Origin of the sequence: Collinsella sp. AM10-26 (genome assembly GCF_003472525.1) — a bacterium.
Lineage (GTDB): Bacteria > Actinomycetota > Coriobacteriia > Coriobacteriales > Coriobacteriaceae > Collinsella.
The window spans coordinates 34,355-56,541 of record NZ_QRMC01000009.1 but is presented as its reverse complement, the minus strand read 5'-3'; the positions used below and the strand labels follow the sequence as shown (position 1 = coordinate 56,541).

The 22,187-nt window shown below is 59.6% G+C and carries 12 protein-coding genes; 5 read left to right on the top strand and 7 right to left on the bottom strand.

Features of this window, described 5'->3' with window-relative positions:
* Nucleotide 1: 1 nt before the first annotated feature.
* From DW123_RS08630 to gyrA, 4 genes are all read left to right on the top strand, one after another.
* On the top strand, nt 2-1,108 hold the full coding sequence (locus tag DW123_RS08630; protein ID WP_118273641.1) for a DNA replication/repair protein RecF: 1,107 nt from the start codon (nt 2-4) through the stop codon (nt 1,106-1,108).
* Nucleotides 1,095-1,658, top strand: a complete 564-nt coding sequence (locus DW123_RS08625; protein WP_118273640.1) for a DciA family protein — start codon at nt 1,095-1,097, stop codon at nt 1,656-1,658. The genes DW123_RS08630 and DW123_RS08625 overlap by 14 nt, the downstream gene beginning before the upstream one ends.
* Nucleotides 1,659-1,763: 105 nt before the next feature.
* A complete protein-coding gene (gyrB, locus tag DW123_RS08620) occupies nt 1,764-3,794 on the top strand; it encodes a DNA topoisomerase (ATP-hydrolyzing) subunit B (protein WP_118098354.1) in 2,031 nt (676 codons plus the stop codon).
* A 186-nt stretch (nt 3,795-3,980) separates the two neighbouring features.
* Nucleotides 3,981-6,680 (top strand): DNA gyrase subunit A, encoded by a 2,700-nt coding sequence (gene gyrA / locus DW123_RS08615; protein WP_199570214.1) that lies wholly within the window; start codon nt 3,981-3,983, stop codon nt 6,678-6,680.
* Nucleotides 6,681-6,838: 158 nt separating this feature from the next.
* Here the strand turns inward: gyrA and DW123_RS08610 are convergent, their stop codons facing one another.
* Genes DW123_RS08610 through DW123_RS08580 form a run of 7 tightly spaced genes read right to left on the bottom strand, consistent with a single transcriptional unit; the run spans nt 6,839 to nt 11,701 of the window.
* On the bottom strand, nt 6,839-7,912 hold the full coding sequence (locus DW123_RS08610; RefSeq protein ID WP_118273639.1) for a type IV pilus twitching motility protein PilT: 1,074 nt from the start codon (nt 7,910-7,912) through the stop codon (nt 6,839-6,841).
* Between the two features lie 20 nt (nt 7,913-7,932).
* Complete coding sequence (locus DW123_RS08605) at nt 7,933-8,436, bottom strand: hypothetical protein (RefSeq protein ID WP_118273638.1); 504 nt, start codon at nt 8,434-8,436, stop codon at nt 7,933-7,935.
* Nucleotides 8,437-8,847, bottom strand: coding sequence for a hypothetical protein (locus DW123_RS08600; protein ID WP_118273637.1), 411 nt, complete (start codon nt 8,845-8,847; stop codon nt 8,437-8,439). It lies immediately after the preceding gene.
* A gap of 1 nt (nt 8,848) precedes the next feature.
* Complete coding sequence (locus DW123_RS08595) at nt 8,849-9,388, bottom strand: DUF4860 domain-containing protein (RefSeq protein WP_117743363.1); 540 nt, start codon at nt 9,386-9,388, stop codon at nt 8,849-8,851.
* Complete coding sequence (locus DW123_RS08590) at nt 9,385-9,711, bottom strand: hypothetical protein (protein WP_117743362.1); 327 nt, start codon at nt 9,709-9,711, stop codon at nt 9,385-9,387. The genes DW123_RS08595 and DW123_RS08590 overlap by 4 nt, the downstream gene beginning before the upstream one ends.
* A gap of 21 nt (nt 9,712-9,732) precedes the next feature.
* Entirely contained in the window at nt 9,733-10,785 is a 1,053-nt protein-coding gene (locus DW123_RS08585; RefSeq protein WP_117743361.1) for a type II secretion system F family protein, read from the bottom strand.
* 37 nt (nt 10,786-10,822) lie between these two features.
* On the bottom strand, nt 10,823-11,701 hold the full coding sequence (locus tag DW123_RS08580; protein WP_158570745.1) for a transglutaminase family protein: 879 nt from the start codon (nt 11,699-11,701) through the stop codon (nt 10,823-10,825).
* A gap of 379 nt (nt 11,702-12,080) precedes the next feature.
* On the opposite strand from DW123_RS08580, the gene DW123_RS08575 reads away from it, so the two are divergent.
* A complete protein-coding gene (locus tag DW123_RS08575) occupies nt 12,081-22,175 on the top strand; it encodes an Ig-like domain-containing protein (RefSeq protein ID WP_118273635.1) in 10,095 nt (3,364 codons plus the stop codon).
* Nucleotides 22,176-22,187 lie beyond the last annotated feature (12 nt).

The following is a 22,187-nucleotide window of genomic DNA, read 5'->3' as shown; positions in this document are numbered from 1 at the left end:
CATGACCATATTCGCCCGCGATCTTTCCGTCGCGCACTACCGCAGTTTCGATAGCTATCGCCTTGCCCTGGACGAAGGCGTGACGATACTTGCGGGACCCAACGCGGCGGGAAAGACCAATCTCATAGAGGCGCTGCAGCTGCTGACGAGCGGCGCCTCGTTTAGGCATCCGACCGCAGCCGAGCTCGTCCATGACGGCGTAGGCTCGTGCGAGGTCGAGCTGAGACTCGAGGGCGACGGCCGCGTGCTTGATATGGGATTGAGCGCGGAGGACGGTAAGCGCTCGTTTAGCCGCAACGGCAAGAGATGCTCTGCCGCCGGTGTGCGCGGGGTTCTGCCGAGCGTGCTGTTTTGCCCCGACCATCTGGACATGGTTAAGCGGGGCGCCAGTGTGCGCCGCGCCGCCCTCGATGACTTTGGCATGCAGCTGAGCGCACGCTATGCCGATCTTGCGAGCACCTATGGGCGCTGCGTGACCCAACGTAACGCCTTGCTCAAGGAAACCTGGTGCTGCCGCGAGATGCTCGGCGCGTGGAACGATTCGATTGCCCGCGCGGGCTCGGCTCTGCTCGTGCACCGGTTGGCCCTGCTCGACCGGCTGGCGGGCCATGTGCACACTGCCTACGGGCAAGTGGCGTCCGGCGAGGCCGCCAACGTGACCTATGCGTCCACGCTGGGGGATTTGCCCCAGGTCGAGGATCGCGAAGAGCTGAAGGGCTGGGCGTACGAGCGCATGCTGGCTGCCCTTGATGAGCACGCCGACGAGGAAATTCGCCGCGGCGTGACGTTGGTAGGACCGCATCGCGACGAGATCGAGTTTACCGTGGCGGGTCGCTCCGCCCGTTCATTTGCCAGCCAGGGACAGCAGCGAACGCTGGTGCTGTCCTGGAAGGTGGCCGAGGTGGCCGTGGCCCGCGATGTCCTGGGCACCGCCCCACTGCTGCTTTTGGACGACGTGATGAGCGAGCTCGACGGCGAGCGGCGCGGTGCTTTCCTGCGTCTGATCGGCGATGATATCCAGACGGTCATAACCACGACCAACCTGGGGTACTTTACCGATGACCTGCTTGATCGAGCCAAGGTGGTGAGCATGGGTGAGACGTGCTAATTACGAGCGCGAGAGCGAGACAGTCGCCTTCAGTGGCTTTTTGAACGCAGAGTGCCAGCGCATCCTGGCGTCGGCGACGCCTAAGCGCCGTGCGCAGATGGAGGCTGCCGAGGAGTCGCGCGCGGTCTATCGCGCGTGGAACGCGGTGTGCTCGGGCACGCGCGAGGGGCGGCATGTGACGGGGCTGCGCTACCTGCCCGAGTCCAATGAGCTGCTGGTGTATCTCGACTCGCCCTCGTGGACGCAGGAAATGACGCTGTTGCGCGAGATCATCCGCGCGCGCATGGAGCGCGCCGGTGCGCATGTGGACGGCCTGGTGTTCAAAACCACCGCACCCGGTCACACGCCGCCCGCCGCCAAGGAGCGCCTGCGCCCGGCGAAGACCGAGCGCCCGCCGGCCCCGCACGCCGACCTAAGTGAGGCCGAGCGCACCGAGATCAAGCGTCAAGTGGCGCCCATCGAAGACCAAAAACTGCGCGAGGCCCTCGAGAACGCCATGAGAGCCAGTGCCGAGTGGGCCAAGGGCGTGCAAAGCAAAAAAGAGCCTTAAATCGCATCTGGTGGCCTTGTAGAGCCAAATACCCTCGTTCCCGAGGGTATTTTTTTACGATAAACTAGTAAGGCTGTACACATTTTCTTGACTGAAGGAGGACGTGTGGCAAACGAAAACGATTACGATGGCGGCGAGATTAAGATTCTCGAAGGTCTCGAGGCCGTTCGTAAGCGCCCGGGCATGTATATCGGTTCGACGAGTGCCAGCGGTCTGCATCACCTGGTGTGGGAGATCGTTGACAACTCCGTTGACGAGGCCATGGCCGGTTTCTGCACCGAGATCCAGGTGACGGTCCACGCCGACAACTCCATCACGGTCGTCGACAACGGGCGCGGCATTCCCGTCGACGAGCACCCTGTTAAAAAGATCCCGACGCTCGAGGTCGTCATGACGATCCTGCACGCCGGCGGTAAGTTCGATAACTCGGCCTATAAGGTCTCGGGCGGCCTGCACGGCGTGGGCATCTCCGTCGTCAACGCACTGTCCAAGCGCGTGGTCGTTCAGGTTCGCCGCGATGGCAACACCTACGAGATGGAGTTCTCGCGCGGCAAGACCGTCAAGAAGATGGAGGTCGTGGACACCTCGGATTCGACGGGCACCACCGTTACCTTCTGGCCCGACGACGAGATCTTCGAGACCTGCATCTACGATTTCGATACGCTGCACAACCGTCTGCAGGAGACGGCGTTCCTCAATAAGAACCTCAAGATCGTGCTGACCGACGAGCGCGAGGCGACTCCCCACGTGGAGGAGTTTTGCTACGAGGGCGGCATCATAGACTTCGTCAAGTTCCTCAACGAGGGCAAGGACGTCCCCGAGGCCTTTAAGGAGCCCATCTACATCGAGGGCAAATCGGACCCGGACGCGCCTGTGGCCAAGATGGGCGAGGTCGAGGTTTCCCTGCAGTGGAATAGCGGCTACGGCGAGAACGTCATGTCGTTTGCCAACGATATCTACACCCCCGAGGGCGGCATGCACCTTGAGGGCTTCCGCACCGCGCTTACCCGCGTGATCAACGACTACGCGCGCAAGCAGAATCTGCTCAAGGAAAAGGACGCCAACCTGACCGGCGACGATGTGCGCGAGGGCCTTTCGGCCGTTATCTCGGTCAAGCTGCCCGACCCGCAGTTTGAGGGCCAGACCAAGGCCAAGCTCGGCAGCTCCTATATGCGTGCGCTGACGCTCAAGATCGTGACCGACGGCCTCGCCGATTACCTCGAGGAGCACCCTAAGCCTGCCCGCGAGATCGTCAAGAAGGCCCAGCAGGCCTGCAAGGCCCGCAATGCCGCCCGCAAGGCGCGCGAGGCGACGCGTCGCAAGAGCCTGCTCGAGACGGCGTCCCTGCCCGGTAAGCTCGCTGACTGCTCGGTGCGCGATGCCGAGCTGACCGAGCTCTTTATCGTAGAGGGCGACTCGGCAGGCGGCTCGGCCAAGGACGGCCGCCGCCGAGACATCCAGGCGATTCTGCCCCTGCGCGGCAAGATTTTGAATGTCGAACGCGTTGGTGACCATCGCGCGTTCTCGAGTGACACCATCCAGTCGCTGATTACCGCGATCGGCTGCGGCGTTACGACGAGTGCCGGCGACGGCGGCGACTTCGATATTGCTAAGGCGCGTTACCACAAGATCATCATCATGACCGATGCAGACGTCGACGGTGCGCATATCCGCATCCTGCTGCTGACATTCTTCTACAAGTACATGCGTCCGCTGATCGATGCCGGCTACGTCTATGTTGCCTGCCCGCCCATCTTTGGCATTAAGGTGCGCAACAAGATCCACTACGTGTATCCCAACGGCCGCCAGCCCGAAGACGAGATCCTACGCGACACCATCCAAAGTCTGGGCCTGAACCCCGACGACAACGACGAGGACGGCAAGGCCAAAGATGGCAAGATCACCAAGAAACGCAAGGGCTATACCGTCCAGCGCTACAAGGGCCTGGGCGAGATGGACCCCAAGCAGCTTGCCTCGACGACGATGGATCCCAAGACCCGCATTCTGCAGCGCGTATCGATCGAGGACGCCGTGGTGGCGGACCGCGCCGTGCGCGAACTGATGGGTTCCGAGGTCGGCTATCGCCGCGAGTACATTGAGAAGCACGCGCATGATGCACGATTCTTAGATGCGTAACCTGCTCGGCTTTCCCAGCCGCCGCACCTTCGCCCTCAATCGTCGGTCGCGTACCCAGGTACGCTTCCCTCCTCTTTCGAGCGAATCTGCGGCACCTGGAAAACCCGTCTCCGTGGCAGGATGATTAATGGACCACGCAAACCATGAGGAGGTAACGTGGCAGACGATATCAACAATAACGAGGGTATGGGCGAGGCCGGCGATGCCGGTATGCCCGACGATCTGAAGCGCCTGCTTGCCCGTGCTGAGCAGGGCGAGGACGGCGATCCGGACGCCTATAACCCCGATGCCGATGATGAGGAGGAAGAGGACGGCGACGCCGAGCTCGAGGAGAGCTTTGGCGAAGTCGACCGTGGCGCCTCGGCCGGCGAGGATATCAACGGCGGCCAGCTCCAGATTTCGGAGTTCGGTCGCGAGATGAAGCAGTCGTTTATCGAGTATTCGATGTCGGTCATCACGGCGCGCGCCCTGCCGGACGTGCGCGACGGCTTAAAGCCGGTGCACCGCCGCATCCTGTACGCGATGAACGAGAGCGGCATCTACCCCAACCGCCCGCACAAGAAGTCAGCTTGGACGGTCGGCGAAGTTATCGGTAAGTACCACCCGCACGGTGACTCTGCGGTCTACGAGGCCATGGTCCGCCTGGCACAGTGGTTCTCCATGCGCACGCCGCTCATCGACGGTCACGGTAACTTCGGTAACATCGACGGCGACGGCGCGGCAGCCATGCGTTACACCGAGAGCCGCCTGGCAAAGCCCGCCATGGAACTGCTGCGTGACTTGCAGAAGGATACCGTCGACTGGCAGCCCAACTACGACGAATCGCTCGCCGAGCCCGTGGCGCTGCCTGCGCGCTTCCCCAACCTGCTGGTCAACGGCAGCCAGGGCATCGCCGTCGGCATGGCCACCAACATCGCTCCGCATAACCTCACCGAGGCGATCGAGGCCACCTGCTACCTGATCGACAACCCCGACGCCACCGTCGACGAGCTCATGCAGATCATGCCCGGTCCGGACTTCCCCACCGGCGCCATCATCATGGGCAGCGCCGGCATTAAGCAGAGCTACGAGACCGGCCGCGGCTCCATTACCGTGCGCGCCAAGGCACATGTGGAGTCCACCAAGACCGGCCGCAGCCGCCTGGTCTTTACCGAGATTCCCTACATGGTCAACAAGGGCACGCTGCAGGAGAAGATCGCCCAGCTCGTCAACGATAAGCGCATCGAGGGCATCTCGGATATGCGCGATGAGTCCAACCAGAAGGGCATCCGTCTGGTCATCGAGCTCAAGAAGGGCGTCATTCCGCAGGTCGTGCTCAACAACCTGTATAAGTACACCTCACTGCAGACGACCTTCGGTGCCAACAACCTGGCGCTCGTCAACGGCGTTCCCAAATGCCTGAGCCTGCGCGAGATGCTGCAGCACTACATTGACCACCAGGTCGACGTCGTTACCCGCCGCACCCGCTTCGACCTTAAGAAGGCCCAGGCGCGTGCCCATATCCTCGAGGGCTACCTGATGGCCCTTGACCATATCGACGAGGTCATTAGCATCATCCGCTCCTCGCAGACCGACTCCGAGGCCAGCAGCCGCCTGATCGAGCGCTTTGGCTTTACGCCCGAGCAGACCACGGCCATCCTTGAGATGAAGCTCCGCCGCCTCACCGGCCTGGAGCGCGACAAGATCGAGGAAGAACTCGAAGGCCTGCGCCGCGCCATCGCCTACTACGAGGATCTGCTTGCGCACGAGGAGAAGATCCTCGGCGTGATCAAGGAGGAGATGCGCGAGATCGCCCGCAAGTTTGGCGACAAGCGCCGCACCGAGATCACCCACGCCGAGAAGGACCTTGACGTCGAGGACCTCATCGCCGACGAGGACATGGTCGTGACCATCACCCACACCGGCTACGTGAAGCGCATCCCGGTGGCCGCCTACCGCGCCCAGAAGCGCGGCGGCAAGGGCGTCTCCGGCGTGAGCCTCAAGGAAGACGACGTCATCGACGAGATGTTCATCGCCAGCACCCATGAATACGTGCTGTTCTTCTCGACGCGCGGCAAGGTGTACCGCCTCAAGGTGCATGAGCTGCCCGTGGGCACCCGCCAGGCCCGCGGCACCGCGATCGTCAACCTGCTGCCCTTCGAGGAGGGCGAGAAGATCGCGAGCGTCATCAGCTGCCGCGAGTTCCCGGCCGACGAGTACCTGATGTTTGCCACCAAGAGCGGCATGGTCAAGAAGACCGTGATGAGCGCATATGACCGCAGCCGCCGCGACGGCCTGATCGCTATCAACCTGCGTGACGACGACGCGCTGCTGAACGTGCGCCGCGTGCGCGAGGGTGACAAGATCATCCTGGCCACCACTGCGGGCAAGGCGATTATGTTCTCCGAGGAGCAGGTGCGCGCCACCGGCCGCGACACCAGCGGCGTTCGCGGTATCGGTATGAAGGACGGCGTGAGCGTTCTGGGCATGGAAGTCACTAACGGCAACGGCGATCTGTTCGTCATTACCGAGCGCGGCTACGGCAAACGCACGCCGGTTGCGGACTACCCGGAGCAGAATCGCGGCGGCCAGGGCGTCTACACCATCCAAATGACCGAGCGTAAGGGTAACCTCGCGGCCATGAAGGCGGTGGGCCCGCAGCACGAGCTGTTCATCGTGACGGAAGGCGCGACGGTCATTCGAGTCAAGACCGACGAGATCAGCCAGACCGGTCGCGCCACCCAGGGCGTCAAGATGATGACCGTCGACGACAACGACCGCATCTGCGCCGTAGCCCGCATGGAGAGCGACAAGAAGGAGCTCGACGGCGAAGACGCGGAGGAGCCCGCGGAGAACGCCGGCGAGGAAGTTTCTGAGGTTGCGCCCGAGGTTACAGACGAGGCATAAAAGAGCCTCTGTCTTGGACATATGGGCCGAGGCTGGGACCGGATGCAACTCGAATGGGCTGCGTCCGGTCCCTTTTTGTGCCGTGCTTAAGAAAAGAGCCCGTCCCCGGGTTATCGGGGACGGGCTTGCTATCTACGGTTCTGATGCCTTTTAAATTCCTACATGCCCTCGGCTTCGAAACGGCGGGTAAGGGCCTCTGGGTGGTTGGCGTGCTGCAAGGCGACATCTTTGGCCACGATGCCATCCTTTACGGTCTTGAATAGGGCTTGGTCCATGGTCTGCATGCCGAGCGCGCCGCCGGCGGCAATGACGGAATCGATCTGATGGGACTTTTCCTCGCGGATAAGGTTGCGGATGGCCGTGTTCATGACCATGACCTCAAACACCGGGGTGGTTCCACCGTCGATTGTGGGCACCAAGCGCTGGGCGACCGTAGCCTGCAGCACCATCGAGAGCTGTATGCGAACCTGGCGTTGCTGGTTGGGCGGGAAGGCGTCCAGAATGCGCTCGACGGTATCGGCGGCACTGGTGGTGTGCAGCGTGGACAGGACCAGCTGCGCCATCTCGGCTGCGGAGACGGCGGTGCTGATGGTTTCGGTGTCGCGCATCTCGCCCAGCAAGATCACATCGGGGCTCTCGCGCATGGCCGAGCGCAGCGCCTCGGCATACGTGGCGACATCCGTGGGAATCTCGCGCTGCGTAATGATGCAGCTGCCGTGGCGGTGCACATACTCGATGGGGTCTTCCATGGTGATGATGTGCCCCTGGCGGGTGTGGTTCATACGGTCGAGAATGCAGGCGAGGGTGGTGGACTTGCCGCTGCCGGCCGGTCCGGTGACCAGTACCAAACCGCTCGTAAAGTCGCCCAGGCGCAGCACCTGCTCGGGGATATGCATCTCCTGAGCGTTGGGAAGGCCAAACGGAATCACGCGGATAACCGCGCCAAAGGACCCACGCTGGCGGAAGATGTTTGCGCGAAAGCGGCCGACGCCCGGCACGGCAAAGCTAAAGTCGTCATCGTGGTTGTCGTTGTCGCGGAACAGCTTGATATCGCGATTGGCGAGTTCGTAAATACCGGCGATGTATTCCTCGGTATCGTTCGGCATGAGCGGCGTGCTGTCGGTTCGAACCTGAATACCGCTTTTTTGATAGGACAGGGGAAGCCCCGCAATGATAAAGACATCCGATGCCTTTGCATCGATCATCTGTTGAAGCAATTCTTTGAGCTGCATGAGAGTTCTCCTTATCGGTATCAGTTGGCGGCGGAGCCGGTCCACAGGGTGTCGGAGTCGGCTTGATCGTCTTGAGTTGTGGTGACCTTCCATTCGTCGATGGAATAGGAAAGGTCGTCGGCAAATGTTACGCGGGCGTCGAGCTTTCGCCCGTTGCGAGCACAGACGGTAAACAGGACGGACGTCCCGTCAACGGAGGTGTTGATGTCCAAATCCGTGGTATCGGCGTTGGCCTTTGCGTCCTGTTCGATGGCATCGAGCTGCGCACCGATGCCGGAAACAGCCGAGGCCGCATCCGTCCCGTTTGTGTGGGCGGCGTCGTCCAGAGCGGCAAGCATGGCCTGGCCGCACGATTCGATGCTGTAGGAGCTCGTAGAGGTAGCGGCTTGGCGCTTTGACATTTCCAGCGCCGCATTGGACGTGGTTGCACAAAGCATGGCAAGTACGGCGAGCAGGAGCACGGAGACGAGCGTGAGCAGGCTGACAGGCCCAATGCGTACGCCTTCGTTGGGCTGATGGGACATCTACCTCACCTCGCTAACATAACGGGACGTATCGAGGGAGTAAACCTTGCCCTGGCTGTCGGACACGGTGATGTGCGCGCGCCATAGTGTGCCCGCGTTTCGCTTGGCCTGCGCGGTCTCGCAGGAGACCTTGTAGCCGTCGCGCCCTTTTAAGGCGACGCCGCGTCCCACCTTTTTACCCGCAGCGACGCCGGCGGGGTCGGCGGCGAACTCCTCGGCGGCGTTTTCTGCCACGTCGACCGCCTGACATAGGCGTTCGGACTGTTGAGATGCCGCGATGGATCGGGAAAAGAGCTGTGTCAGGACGCCCATGGACGAAACAAGGGCAACCAGCAGGATGAGCGTCTCGACTACAAATGCTGTAGTCGATTTAATGTGCCGAGAATCGTTGTGTGCGTTCGCCAAGGACATGTCACTCGCCTCCCTGCAGGTAGCGGAGGGCGACTTCGCAGGTGCCCTGATCGGTCGTAACGGTCAAAAGGCCGTTGTCGTACGTAAAGGCAAAGCTCGATGAATCGGTAATATTGCTTGCCTTGGAGGGGGTGTATTCCGTTCCTGCCAGGCTGTATTCCTGCACGATGCTGCCCTTGTAAAGATACAGGCGCGTTTCGTAGGTGCCAGAATCGAGGTTTTGGACAATCACAAGCGATTTGCCCTCGGGACCGTCTCCGACGGCGACGGCGCCCTTGGCGTCGTTGGCGCGCACGATATTGCAGATAAGCTCGATACCCTCGCGATGGGAAACGTTGGCGGCCTGTACGTCGGAGACGTGCCGATACACGTTGACGCCGGCGATCAGGGCCAGCAGTAGTGCGATAAAGAACACGCAGAGCAGCAGTAGCGGGAAGAGCCTGCGATGCTTGCGCTCGGTATTGCTCCGTGCAGAGGCTTCGGATAGCTTGGACAGTGCGGTGATGCGGTTGCTGCCTGCGGTTTCGTCGACATGGCTCATCGCGGCATCACCACCACGCTAGGCACGATATTGTCCGCGAGGTGCTCGTAGCTCACAACGTAGTCGTCATGGTCGATGATGAGGCCGTAGTGCTCTTCGAGGTGCTCGACTGTCTTGGGATAGCTACCCTCTATGGCGCAGCATTGCCGTGCGGAGTTAAGAATGGAATTGCGAAGTGCCACGGCTCCCTGTTCGCGCTGCGCGCGGCGGATAAAAAACGCCCCGCCGGCGATGGCGACAACAAGAAGCACGGCCACCGCGGCGGCTATAATGCCCCGCCGCTTGCGTGCCCGCAGCTCTTTGTCGGTTATCTCGTGAAACATGCGAAAACGTCTTTTCTGCAGCTAGGCGATAGAACCCATGATACCGATGAGCGGCAGCATGACGGCAATGAGCGTGGCTCCCACGGCGACGGTCAAAAACCCGGCAAGTACCGGCTCGACGTTATCGACCACGGCGTCGAGTTGCGAGATGGCATCGTCAAAGAAGATGCCGGCCAGTTGCCCGAGCACCTCGTCGGCGGAGCCGGAGTGAATGCCCACGGTGAGCATGCGTCCGTAGATGGGCTCAAACACGTTGTTTTCGTTGATTGCCTGGCCCAGGCTGCGCGGGTTGTCCAGGCTGACCATGCTCTGATGCGCCCGCTGTAGCTTGGCGCTCAGCTCGTCGTGATCGACCGCCGCCGCTGCGCGCTCCACGGCAATGCCGTCCTGTACGCCCGAGGCGACAAAGGCCGAAAGCGCGCTGGCAAAGCGCGAGACGGCCAGCTGATACATGGCGTCCTTGGTGAGCGGAAACTTTTCGAACATCTTGATAACGCGGATACGGCCGGTTTCGGTGCGCGCGAGTACGGCCACAGCGAGCGCGATAGCCGTGGCCACAAGCACCACGACAAGCGCGATCCAGCCAATCACGGCGGATGCGCCGATCATGGAGAACGAGCCAGACGTGAGAGAGCCGGAGATATTGGAATAGGCGTCGGTGAACGTCGGCAAAATGAAGGCTACGGTAAATATAAGGATGCAGCTCATAATGCACAGGAGCGCTGCCGGATAGACCACGGCGTTGCGCAATTTATTAAAGATACGACCCTCGCTGTCATAGTGGCGTCCCAGGCTGCGCAGGGCGCGCTCAATGCGTCCGGATGCCTCACCAATACGCACCATCTCGACGGCGTATTCTGGAAAAGCGCCCGTGCTTTCCATGGCGGTCGCGAGTCCGGTGCCATGGATGAGCTTGGCATACACGCCGTCGCATACTGTTTTAAAGTGCGACTGCTCGCGTTTTTCCGCAAGCATGTAGACGGCTTCTTCGGTCTGAATGCCTGCGGAAAGCATGGTGGCGATACTGTCGCAAAAAGCGCTGACCGCGCTGCTCTCCAATAACTTTTTCGCCATTTATCTCCCTGCTTTCGTACAAGCTATTTGACAGTGCTCAGTATACATAACGATCGGTGTATTCCTTTCCATCCCCCACGTTTTTGTTATCCCCGCTCGCGGCGAATGTCAGGTCCACGCGCGACCACGCGTTTTTGTCTACGCTAAACTGCGCGTTTTTCCAGGTGCCATCGATATAGACCATGATCCACGCATGGTAGATCTGGTCGGGGGATACATAGCCGGTGACAATTTTTGTGGGGATGCCCACGCTACGAAGCATAGCGGCTCCCAGGCTGGCGTAATCAAAGCAGATGCCTTTTTTGCTTGTCAGGGTTTTGTCGGGATTGGGGACATAGCCCGTGGCCTGCTTAAGTTTGGATGCCTTGTCGTTGTCGTAGGAAACGTTATCTACCACCCACCGACAGATGTCTTTTACGGCATCGCCCTGGTTTTGGGCGCCTTTGGTCAGTTCGCGCGCTTTTTTAACGCATGCGCTGGTATCGGTGTAATTGCAATACACGTTGGGCACGGTAAAGGGCGCCCATTCACTGCTCAACGCCACCGAGGCAGTTGCGCTGAGCAGCTCGACATAGTTGTCGCCCGAGGTGTTTTGCATCACACGAAACTGATAAACGCCGTCGCCAAACGTGAGGGGGCAAATGATGGCCGCACCGTCCTGCGGCAGGTCGTAGCTGTAAGTAGCCTGCCCGCTGGTGACGAGAAACTTAAGTCGTTGCTGGCTGGCGGCCGCCGCTCCAACGTAGCCGGCGTTTACGCACGAGGTGTCGATAGAGGCGCCGTTGGATGATTGTGCCGCATCGGCATGAAAGGCCGACGGGGAGATATGCTTTGGTGTCGAGAAATCTGCCCCAGAGGTTTCGCCCGACGAGTCCCCGCAAGCGGTGAGCGTTAGCGCGACAAGCGCCAGCAGCACCGCACAGACGATACGTGCCCCGGGACGTGCCCTATGTGTAAAAGAAACGCTCATTCGGTTAAGTATAGACGCTCATGCGCCATGGGTGGCTGCCATTTTGGCCTATGGCAAAAGGTGCGTTGTGCGACGTTATCGAAATGCTGGCCCAGCAATGATGATTAACGTCCAAATTTGGTCTATCTCTATAGTATATTGACTATGACTGATTCTATTGATTTGCGTCGTTCTGCCAGGCGGCGCGTTCAATTTGGTCGTTGGCAGGGCCCGCGTGAGGGCGCGGTGACCTGCTCGGGCGGCATGATCTGCGTGAGGGCGCGGTGACTTGCCGGGTGACGCTATCCCGTGTGAGGGCACGGGGGACCTGTTGGAGTGAGGAACTGTGCGCAAGAACGATCGATTCGAGCAGGAATTGAACGTTGTCGGTGCCGCACGCCGGGCAAAGGCCTTTGGCATCAAGACTATGACGGTTGTTGTGACGGTAGCAATGCTGGTCTCGGGCGTGCCGACAAGGGTGATTGCCGAGGGTCTGCAAGAGGCAGGCGTTATTGCCGCGCAAGATTCGACGGACCAGAGTGCGTCGAGCAGCGGGCAGCAGGAAACTGCTCAGTCGAATACGCAGGAACAGCCTCAGGCGGCGTCCGAGCAAGCGGCTCAGCCCAGCTCGCAGGACAATGCTGCCGCTGCGCAGAATGACTCCCCGTCGGCCCAGCCCGCCCCGTCTGCTCAACCCTCCCAGCAGACGGAAACGGCCGATATCGCCCTCACGCTCAACAACGCCTCCATCACGTACAAGGGCCAGGTTGTTGCGCAGCCGGCCCAAAAGGTGACGGCGCCTACGAGCGACAGCTTTGAGTTCACCGTTCAGCCGGACAACGGTTACAAGCTGAGCAAGGTCACCCTCACGGTTAGCGGCGCCGACCGCGAACTCAAGGCCGATGCCAATGGCTTGTACACCGTAGACGCTGCCGACGTGGCGCAGTCTCCGCGCGTCACGCTCGAGACCGAGCAGGAAAAGGCCGCCGAGCCGGCAAAGGAGGCCACCCCGATCGAGGACACCGAGGGTGTCAGTGACGATAACGCAGCAGCCGATCAGGCTGAGAACAAAAAGTCGGACGAGAAGGACGTTAATGCCGTAGATGTCGCGGCACCGGCTGACGCTAAGGAGGAGAAGTATACCGTTGAGGTTGGCGGGACGGTCCCTATTGACGGCAGCTCTAGCTTTTTCAATACCTGGGAGTCTGATAACGAGTCGATTGCTACGGTTGACGACGCTGGCAATGTGACTGGCGTGGGAGTCGACACGACTACCATTAAGCACACGTTTGGTTTAATTCCCAGAAGTACCGAGACTTTCACCGTCCAGGTCACGCCGGCCCAGCCCAAGATTTCCGGCGCGGATACCGTCAAGAAGGGCGATTCTACTACCTTTACCGTATCCGGCTTTGAGCAGGGCCAGACCGTTCAGTGGATGTCCGCAGACAGCAATATCGCTACTGTTGACGCCAACGGCCAGGTGACTGGCGTCCATGTTGGCAAGACCAATATCACCGCTTACACCACTAACAAGCAGAGTGTTTCCAAGCAGATCGAAGTCAAGCGCGACGATTCGCACGGTGGCTATTATGTCTACCTTTACACCAAGGCCGAGGGCGACACGGATGGCCTTGCGCTGGAGGTTAACAGTAGGGGCTGGTACACCATTGGCCGCGTTTGGGTCAAGGATATTGCCCAACCCTGGGGGAGATCCGGGTACGCCACCAGCGGCACGAACTACGATAAGACTATTGAGGCTCTCCGCGACTCGGACAATATCGACCTTTACGGTGTAAACAGCATTGACATCAAAGATATTGACTGGGCTAAGTTCGGCTTAAAAACGGACAATGGAGCAAATGATTACGTCTATCCCGGTGAGTGGACCTGGCATCTTGACGGTTATGTCAAATTAGATAATTCCGGTTCTTTGGTCTTTCATTACAAGGATGTGGATACCGACGATCCGGTTCGCGAGGATTACACCACCACTGCTAAGGTGACGGGCGAGAACTTTGACTTCTCTTCGCTCAGATTTTCGATTGACGGCTACACGTACGATCATGCCGAACCTGAGTCTGTGAAGGTCGAGAAGAAACAGACCAAGTATGTCACCCTCTATTACAGGAAGGGCACGTACCCCTATACCGTTAAGTACTTGGAAGCTGGCACTAATAAAGTGCTCAGCAAGGAAAAGAAGGGCGGCGGTAAGTATGGCTCCGAGGTGACGGAGAAAGCCAGGGATATCGATGGCTATGAGCTTGCTGACAGTACCAAGCAACAACAGAGCATCCATCTTGGTACCGGGGACAATGTCATAACCTTCTATTACAAGAAGGCACCGGCCGCCTCCTATACCGTAAACTATTACTGGAACGGCACCAAAGAAAAAGTTGCCAAGTCGAAAACCGTCAGTACCGGCTATGTGGGTAAAAAGGTTGAAGAGGCCCCCGACGACAACGTCAAGGACTGCACTCCGGTGAGTGATGCCTCCAAGACCATCAAGTTGGTCAAGGACGAAAATGAGAACGTAATCAACTTCTATTACTACAAGAACGTTGAGCTAACGGCCAAGTCCGACACTGTTACTTATAACGGTAAGAAGCAGAGCGTCTCCGGCTTTACCGGTGCCCCCAAGGATGCCGACTTCTCTGAGATTAAAGTTGGTGCATCTGGCACCAATGCCGGGACCTACCCCGCTAGCTTTGCAGGCGGCACCGTTGGTAAAGTTGACGCAACCGGGAAGTACGTTGTTACTGGGGTCACTAGTGGCGAGCTTGTAATTAACCCCGTCACCAAACAGGTGGTTATTACCATCACTGGCCATAACGGCGGTGAAGAGTACAACGGCGAAGAGCAATCTGTGTCCGGTTTCGATGTCTCCGGTCTGCCCGAAGGCTTGACCAAGGATGACATTGCGTGCGACGGTAAGGCAGAGGCCAAGGGCAAAGATGCCGGCACTTACCCCATGAACCTTGAGGCGTCACAGTTCTCGCTTACTGGTGATGCTGCCAACAACTTCACTAACGTGACGTTCGAAGTGACCGACGGCAAGCTCACCATTAATAAGCGCGACGTGACCATTAAGCCCAAAGATGCCACTAAGGTCTACAACGGCAAGAAGCTTGTCGCGACTGATTGGGAGGTTGCGAAGGGCTCCCTTGATTTTGTTAAGGATCAGGGCATTGCCAATCCCAAGTACACTGGCTCTCAGACAAAGCCTGGTTCGAGCAAGAGTGGAATCTCGAGCTGGGGCTATAAGGACAATACCAAGGCAGATAACTATAACATCAAGACTGCAAACGGCACGCTGACCGTGACCTCACGTGGTGCGACTCAGACCATTACGGTTGAGGCCAATTCCACCGACGCGATTTACGATGGGACTGAGCACTCTGCCAAGGGCCTCAAGTCCACTACTTTTACTGTCGACGGAGAAACGTATACCGTTTCCGGTCTTACTACCGATGATCCGGTCAAAACCGACGCCGGCACCTACACCAACAACATCACCGGCACCGCCGTGGTGGAGGACGCCGAGGGCAACGACGTCACGGGCCAGTTCGAGGTCACGACCGAGAACGGTTCCCTCGTCATCGACAAGGCGACCGTCACTATGAAGTCCGCTTCTGACGAGTGGACCTATGACGGCAATGAGCACACTAAGCATGATATGGAGTTCGTGAATGGCTTCGTTGATGGCGAGGGCGCGACAATTAGTTATATCGGCGCCATCACCAATGCTGGCGAGACTAAGAACACCTTTACCTATAAGTTGAACGAGGGCACGAATCCCGATAACTACACCATTGCTGATCCCGAGTACGGCACCCTTAAGGTGAAGCCGGTTTCCGATAAGGTTACCGTTACCATCACGGGCAAAAAGGACACCAAGCCTTATAACGGCGAAGAGCAGTCTGTGACTGGCTATGACTTCTCCGCCGATAATGATCTCTACACTCAGAACTGTGTCGGATTTACCGGTGAGGCAACTGCTAAGGGTACCGCGGTCGGCACCTACGACATGGAGCTTAAGTCCACCGATTTCTCTAACAACAATCAGAACTTCTCCAAGGTCACCTTTGTGATTGTCGATGGTCGGCTCACCATTACATCCAAGAGCATCGAGACCGGTGAGGGTATGACGGTTGAGAAGCCAGCTGATGTGCCCTACAACGGAAAGGTCCAGAAGCAGAAGCCTGTCGTCAAGGACGGCGATAACACGCTGGTCGAGGATACCGACTACATACTCTCTTATAGCGAAGACGCTACCAACGTCGGAACGGTGAAGGTTACCGTTACCGGTGTGGGCAACTATAGCGGCAAAGCTGAGGTGACCTATCAGATCACCAAACGCTCCGTGGTTCTGACTAGTGAGACGGCATCGAAGCCTTACGACGGCACGCCGCTTACCAAACCCGTTGTGACCGTGGCAGGCGATGGCTTCGTCGAGGGCGAGGTTACCAGCATCCGTGCCGCCGGCTCCGTGACCACGGTCGCGGAGGGCAAGGTCACCAACGCTATTGAGTTTGACACGAGCAAAACATTTAAACCGACCAACTACGACATTACTAAGAATGAGGGCAAGCTCAGCATCACTGAACTCTCTGCTGAGAACGGTCTTACCATTAAACCGAACAGCGTCGACTATCCGTATGACGCAACGAAGCATGCCGCGGCTGCTGCCACTGCTAATGCCTCTGTAAGTGGCACCAAGGTGAACCTTGAGTATCGCGTCAAGGGTACCACTGATGACAACTGGACTAGCGATCCCGCAACAATCACTGCGGTCAATGCTGGCGAAACCGTGATTGAGGTCCGCGCTTCTGCCGCCAATTACAGTGGTTATAAGTACGCTGAGCAGACCCTCACTATTAATAAGCGCACCGTTGAGCTCGAGAGCGCCAGCGCCACTAAGGTTTACGACGGCACGCCGCTCGTCAACGACCGGGTTGCTGTTTCGCGCGAGGGCTTTATCAAGAGTGATCTTGCGGAAGACGTTCATGCAACCGGCACTCAGACTAAGGTCGGTGCGAGCGATAACACCATCTCCTATAAGCTCAAGGAAGGTGTCGCCGACAACTACAATATCCTGCCCGAGAAGCTGGGTACCCTGACCGTGACCGCTCAGTCCATTGTCCCCGATCCGGAGAATCCAGACGGCTACAAGGGCGTCACCATCAGCGACCCGTCCAGCTCCGTCTACAACGGCGAGGTGCACAAGTGGGTGCCCGAGGTCAAGGACGCCAAGGGTGTTGCACTCACGGAGGGTACCGACTACACGGTTTCCTATGACACCGATAACTTTATCGATGCAAAGAAGATTACGGTGACCATTGCCGGCACGGGCAACTATTGCGGCTCTGTCACCAAGACCTACAGGATTACCAAGGCGCCCCTTACGGTTAACGCCAAGAGCGCCTCGAAGGTCTACGACGGCAGCCCCCTGACCGCTGGTGGCACCATCAAGGGCCTCGTGGGCGACGAGACCGCGACTGTCAAGACTGAGGGTTCTCAGACTGAGGTCGGCAGCTCTGATAACAAGTTCGTCGGAATTGAGTGGGATGGTACCGCCAAGGAGGGTAACTACTACATTCAGTCGCAGAACGACGGCGTTCTGACCGTTACCGCCAAGGGTGTTGCTGCTCTTGAGGTCGGTACCTTGGCAGATGTCGTGTACAGCGGCGTCGACCAGGCGCAGAAGCCCGAGGTCAAGGATGGCGAGAAGACGCTCAAGGAGGGCACCGACTACAGGGTCTCCTTCTCCGAGGACGTCAAGAACGTCGGCACCGTGACCGTCACCGTCACCGGCAAGGGCAACTACAACGGCACTGTCGAGCGCACCTACCAGATCACTCCGGCCACGCTGACCGTCACCACGCCCAGCAAATCCGACGTCTACAACGGCAAGGCCCTGACCGCCGAGGGCACCATCTCCGGTTTCGTCAACGGCGAGACGGCCGCCTTCGCCACCACCGGTTCCCAGACCGAGGTCGGCAAGAGCAAGAATACCTACAAGATCGACTGGAGCGACACCGCCAAGGAGTCCAACTACACCGTCGAGGAGGACCTCGGCACCCTTGAGGTCACCAAGAACATGGCTGCAGTCATGGTCATCCCGAACGGCGGCAGCAAGGTCTACGACGGCAAGGTCCTCGAGAGTGATGGCGTGACTACCTATGGCCTGCCTTCTGGCTACACGCTCGAGGCTAAGACCAAGGGCTCCGTCACCAACGTCGGCAGCGCGACGGCCGAAGTTGAGTCCTATACCATCAAGAACGCCGCCGGCAAGGACGTCACCGACCAGTTCGGTAACGTTGCGACCGGCAAGGCGACGCTCGAGGTTAGCAAGCGCCCCGTGACGGTTACCTCCGCCACGGACTCCAAGGTCTACGACGGCAGCGCGCTTACCAAGCACGAGGCCAGCGTGACCGCCGGTTCGCTCGCCAAGGGCGAGATCTTCACTTACGACTTCACGGGCGAGCAGACCGTCGTCGGCAGCACCGCCAACTCCTTCACCGTCAAGGCGGGCGAGAACACGAACCTCGACAACTACAAGATCAGCAAGGCCGACGGCACCCTGACCGTTACTGCCAAGAGCATCGTCCCCGACCCGAGCGACGAGCACAACAAGATGAGCGTCGACGCGCCGGCGAGCGTCAAGTACGACGGCAATGCCCACAAGTGGATTCCGACCGTGAAGGACGGCGACAAGACCCTTAAGGAGGGCGCCGACTACACCGTCTCCTACAGCAAGGACGACTTCACGAACGTCACCGGCGTCATCACCGTGACCATTACCGGCAAGGGTAACTACGCCGGCACCGTCACCAGGACCTATGAGATCACCAAGCGTTCCGTCAAGCTGACCGGTGTCAAGAATGTCACCAAGGTCTATGACGGCACCGCGCTCGAGGCCAAGGACGTGACCGTGACTGGCGACGGCTTCGTCAAGGACGAGGTCACCGACATCAAGGCGACCGGCTCCGTGACCGAGGTCACCGCCAAGCCCGTCGAGAACCCGATTGAATTTACTGCCGGCAAGGGCTTCAAGGAAGGTAACTACACGATCGAGAAGGACCCCGGCACGCTCCAGGTCACCGCTCGCTCCATCGATGACGCCACCTACGGCATGAGTGTCAGCAAGCCCGAGTCCGTCGAGTATGACGGCCAGGCCCATAAGTGGGCGCCGACCGTCAAGGACGGCGAGAAGACGCTCGCCGAGGGCACCGACTACACGGTCGCCTACGGCAAGGACGACTTCACGAACGTGACGGGCGAGATCAAGGTGACCGTTACCGGCAAGGGCAACTACGCCGGCTCCGTCGAGCGCGCCTACCAGATCACCCCCGCCCCGCTTACGGTTGAGACTAAGGGCGCCACGAAGGTCTACGACGGCGAGGCGCTGACCCACGACGTCGCCACCATCAAGGGCCTCAAGAACAAGGAGACCGCGACGATCCATGCCACGGGCTCCCAGACCGAGGTCGGCGAGAGCGACAACGGCTATGCCATCACCTGGGACGGTTCTGCCCAGAAGGACAACTACACCATCAAGACCAAGACGATCGGCAAGCTCGTGGTGAGCGAGACGGCCGACCAGATCACGGCCACGCTGGTAAATGTCGAGACGACCTACGACGGCAGCGCGCATGGCACCACCGTCCAGGTCACCGGCCTGCCCAAGGGCTATACCGTCAAGAAGGCCGAGTCCAAGGCCACGGCGACCGACGTTGCCGACGGCGAAGTCAAGGCCACGGTCGACGAGCTCGTCATCGTGAACGCACAGGGCAAGGACGTCACGTCCAAGCTCAACATCAAGCGCGGCACCGCGACGATCAAGATCAATCCCGCCCCGCTGACGGTTACGACCGACGGCGGCGAGAAGGAGTACGACGGCACGGCACTGACCGCCAACGGCATTAAGGTCGAGGGCCTCAAAGGCAAGGACTCCGTCTCTGCCAAGACCACCGGCAGCCGCACCAAGGTCGGCTCCTCTAACAACACCTACGAGATCAACTGGAAGGACACCAAGAAATCCAACTACAAGGTGACCGATGTCCTCGGTAAGCTCAAAGTCAAGCCGTCCAACAAGGCCGTGACGCTTACGAGCGGCACTGCATCGCATGCCTACAGCGGCCATGCCCTGACGAGCGATGAGATTAAGGCCGAGGGCCTGCCCGAGGGCTTTACGGTCAAGGCCAAGATGGACGGCGCTCAGACCGACACCGGTTCTTCCAAGAATACGGTCAAGAGCTACAAGATCCTCGACGCCAAGGGCAACGACGTGACCGACATGTTCGCGAACGTCACCGTCAAGACCGGCACGCTCACGGTTAGCCCGAAGAAGATCACGGTCGAGACCGAGGGCGCCACCAAGGTATACGACGGCGAGGAGCTCACGAACAAGAACGGTGCCATTCACGGCCTGGTCTCTGGCGAGCACGCCGATGTCATGACCAACGGCACGCAGACCAACGTCGGCTCCAGCGACAACGGCTACACCATCGCCTGGGGTACCGCCAAGGAAGGCAACTACACGATCGCTTCCGATACGCTCGGCAAGCTCGTCGTCATGCCCCAGTCCGTGAACCCGAACGACCCGTCGTACCACAAGCTCCAGGTGAGCAATCCTGCGGACCTGACCTATGACGGCCAGACCCATAAGTGGGCTCCCGAGGTAAAGGACTACACCGGTACCGAGCTCAAGGAGGGTGTGGACTACACGCTCGCCTACGACACCGATGACTTTATCAACGCCGGTTCTATTACGGTGACGGTTGTCGGCAAGGGCAACTACACCGGCACGGTCTCGAGGACTTACCGCATTAAGCCGGCACCGGTCTCCATCAAGACCGAGAGCGCCGCGCGCGTCTACAACGGCAAGGCCCTGACGGCTGGCGGTGCTATCACCGGCCTCGTCAACGGCGAGACGGTCGACTTCCGTGTTATCGGCAGCCAGACCAAGGTCGGCCATTCGGCGAACACCTATAAGCTCGCTTGGACCGGCACGGCCCGTGAGGCGAACTACACCGTTGACTCCATCGAGACCGGCACGCTGACGGTGACTGAGTCCGAGGACACCGTGGTGGTTACCACGACGGGTGGCACCTTTACCTACGACGGCAAGGCGCACGGCGCGACGGTTGCCGTTTCGCAACTGCCCGAGGGTTACACCGTTGACGGCACGCCCAGCTCGGACGCAACCGCTACGGATGCGAACGGCGATGGCGTCAAGGCTACGGTGGACCACTTGGTGATCCGCAACGCCGAGGGCGAGGATGTGACGTCCAAGCTCAACATCAAGAAGGTTGACGGAACCATCAAGGTTCTGCCTGCGGAGTTGACGGTTACGACCGACTCTGCCACCAAGGTATACGACGGCACGGCGCTGACTGCCGGCGCCACCGTGACTGGCCTGGTGGGCGATGAGGAGGCAACGCTTGAGGCTACCGGCAAGCAGACCCAGGTGGGTTCCTCCGGCAACGGTTACAAGCTGACGTTTGACAAGACGGCCAAGGACAAGAACTACAAGGTTGTCTCCGAGAACCTCGGCACGCTTACCGTGACCAAGCAGTCCATCGTTCCGTCCGAACCCGGCACGCCGAGCGATAACTACAAGGGCGTTACGGTCGATGATCCCAAGGATGCCGTCTACGATGGCGTCGAGCATAAGTGGACGCCCGTTGTGAAGGACGCCGAAGGCAAGACGCTCGTTGAGGGTACTGACTACGTGGTCTCCTACGACACCGATGACTTTATCGATGTCGCGACGACCAACGTGACCATCACCGGCAAGGGCAACTACGCCGGAACGATTGTCAAGAGCTATCGCATCACCAAGGCCCCGCTGCACGTTGTGACGGGCAGCGCCACGAAGTTCTACGACGGCACAGCGCTTACGAGCGCAACCTTCACGATCGACGGCCTGGCTGAGCGCGATCGTATTGGCATCGCTGTCACCGGTAGCCAGACAAACGTCGGTAGTTCGCAGAACACCTACGCCATCGACTGGATGCAGACGAGTGCGGACAACTACGAGCTGACCGATGAGCTCGGTACGCTGACGGTTGCCGCCGCGCCTGCAAGGCCGACTACCCCGTCGACGCCGACCACTCCGGCCACGCCCACGGTTCCCAACCCGACGCCTAACAGCTCGGACGGTGGCTCCACCGCGACGACCTCGGCCCCCACGGGCGAGGACTCCGCGGCTGGCAACGATCAGGAGCAAAAGGAAGAGAAGATCTTCGACGCCAAGAACCCGCTGGGTAAGTTCGACGGCAAGAAGGACACCTGCTGGGTCCACTGGTACATGATCATCTGCGCAGTCGCAACTGCGGCATACGGCCTGTTTGTTGGCCTGCGTCGCGACAAGCACAGCCGTCGCCTGCAAAACGACCTGGACAAGGTCCTTGGCAACGACGACGAGACTCAGGAATAAAGGGAGGTTAGA

What these genes read in the sequence shown, in the direction of transcription:
- DW123_RS08630 (WP_118273641.1), top strand. Translation starts at nt 2, where the DNA reads ATGACCATATTCGCCCGCGATCTTTCCGTCGCGCACTACCGCAGTTTC.
- gyrA (WP_199570214.1), top strand. Translation starts at nt 3,981, where the DNA reads ATGGGCGAGGCCGGCGATGCCGGTATGCCCGACGATCTGAAGCGCCTG.
- DW123_RS08610 (WP_118273639.1), bottom strand. Translation starts at nt 7,912, where the DNA reads ATGCAGCTCAAAGAATTGCTTCAACAGATGATCGATGCAAAGGCATCG.
- DW123_RS08605 (WP_118273638.1), bottom strand. Translation starts at nt 8,436, where the DNA reads ATGTCCCATCAGCCCAACGAAGGCGTACGCATTGGGCCTGTCAGCCTG.
- DW123_RS08600 (WP_118273637.1), bottom strand. Translation starts at nt 8,847, where the DNA reads ATGTCCTTGGCGAACGCACACAACGATTCTCGGCACATTAAATCGACT.
- DW123_RS08595 (WP_117743363.1), bottom strand. Translation starts at nt 9,388, where the DNA reads ATGAGCCATGTCGACGAAACCGCAGGCAGCAACCGCATCACCGCACTG.
- DW123_RS08590 (WP_117743362.1), bottom strand. Translation starts at nt 9,711, where the DNA reads ATGTTTCACGAGATAACCGACAAAGAGCTGCGGGCACGCAAGCGGCGG.
- DW123_RS08585 (WP_117743361.1), bottom strand. Translation starts at nt 10,785, where the DNA reads ATGGCGAAAAAGTTATTGGAGAGCAGCGCGGTCAGCGCTTTTTGCGAC.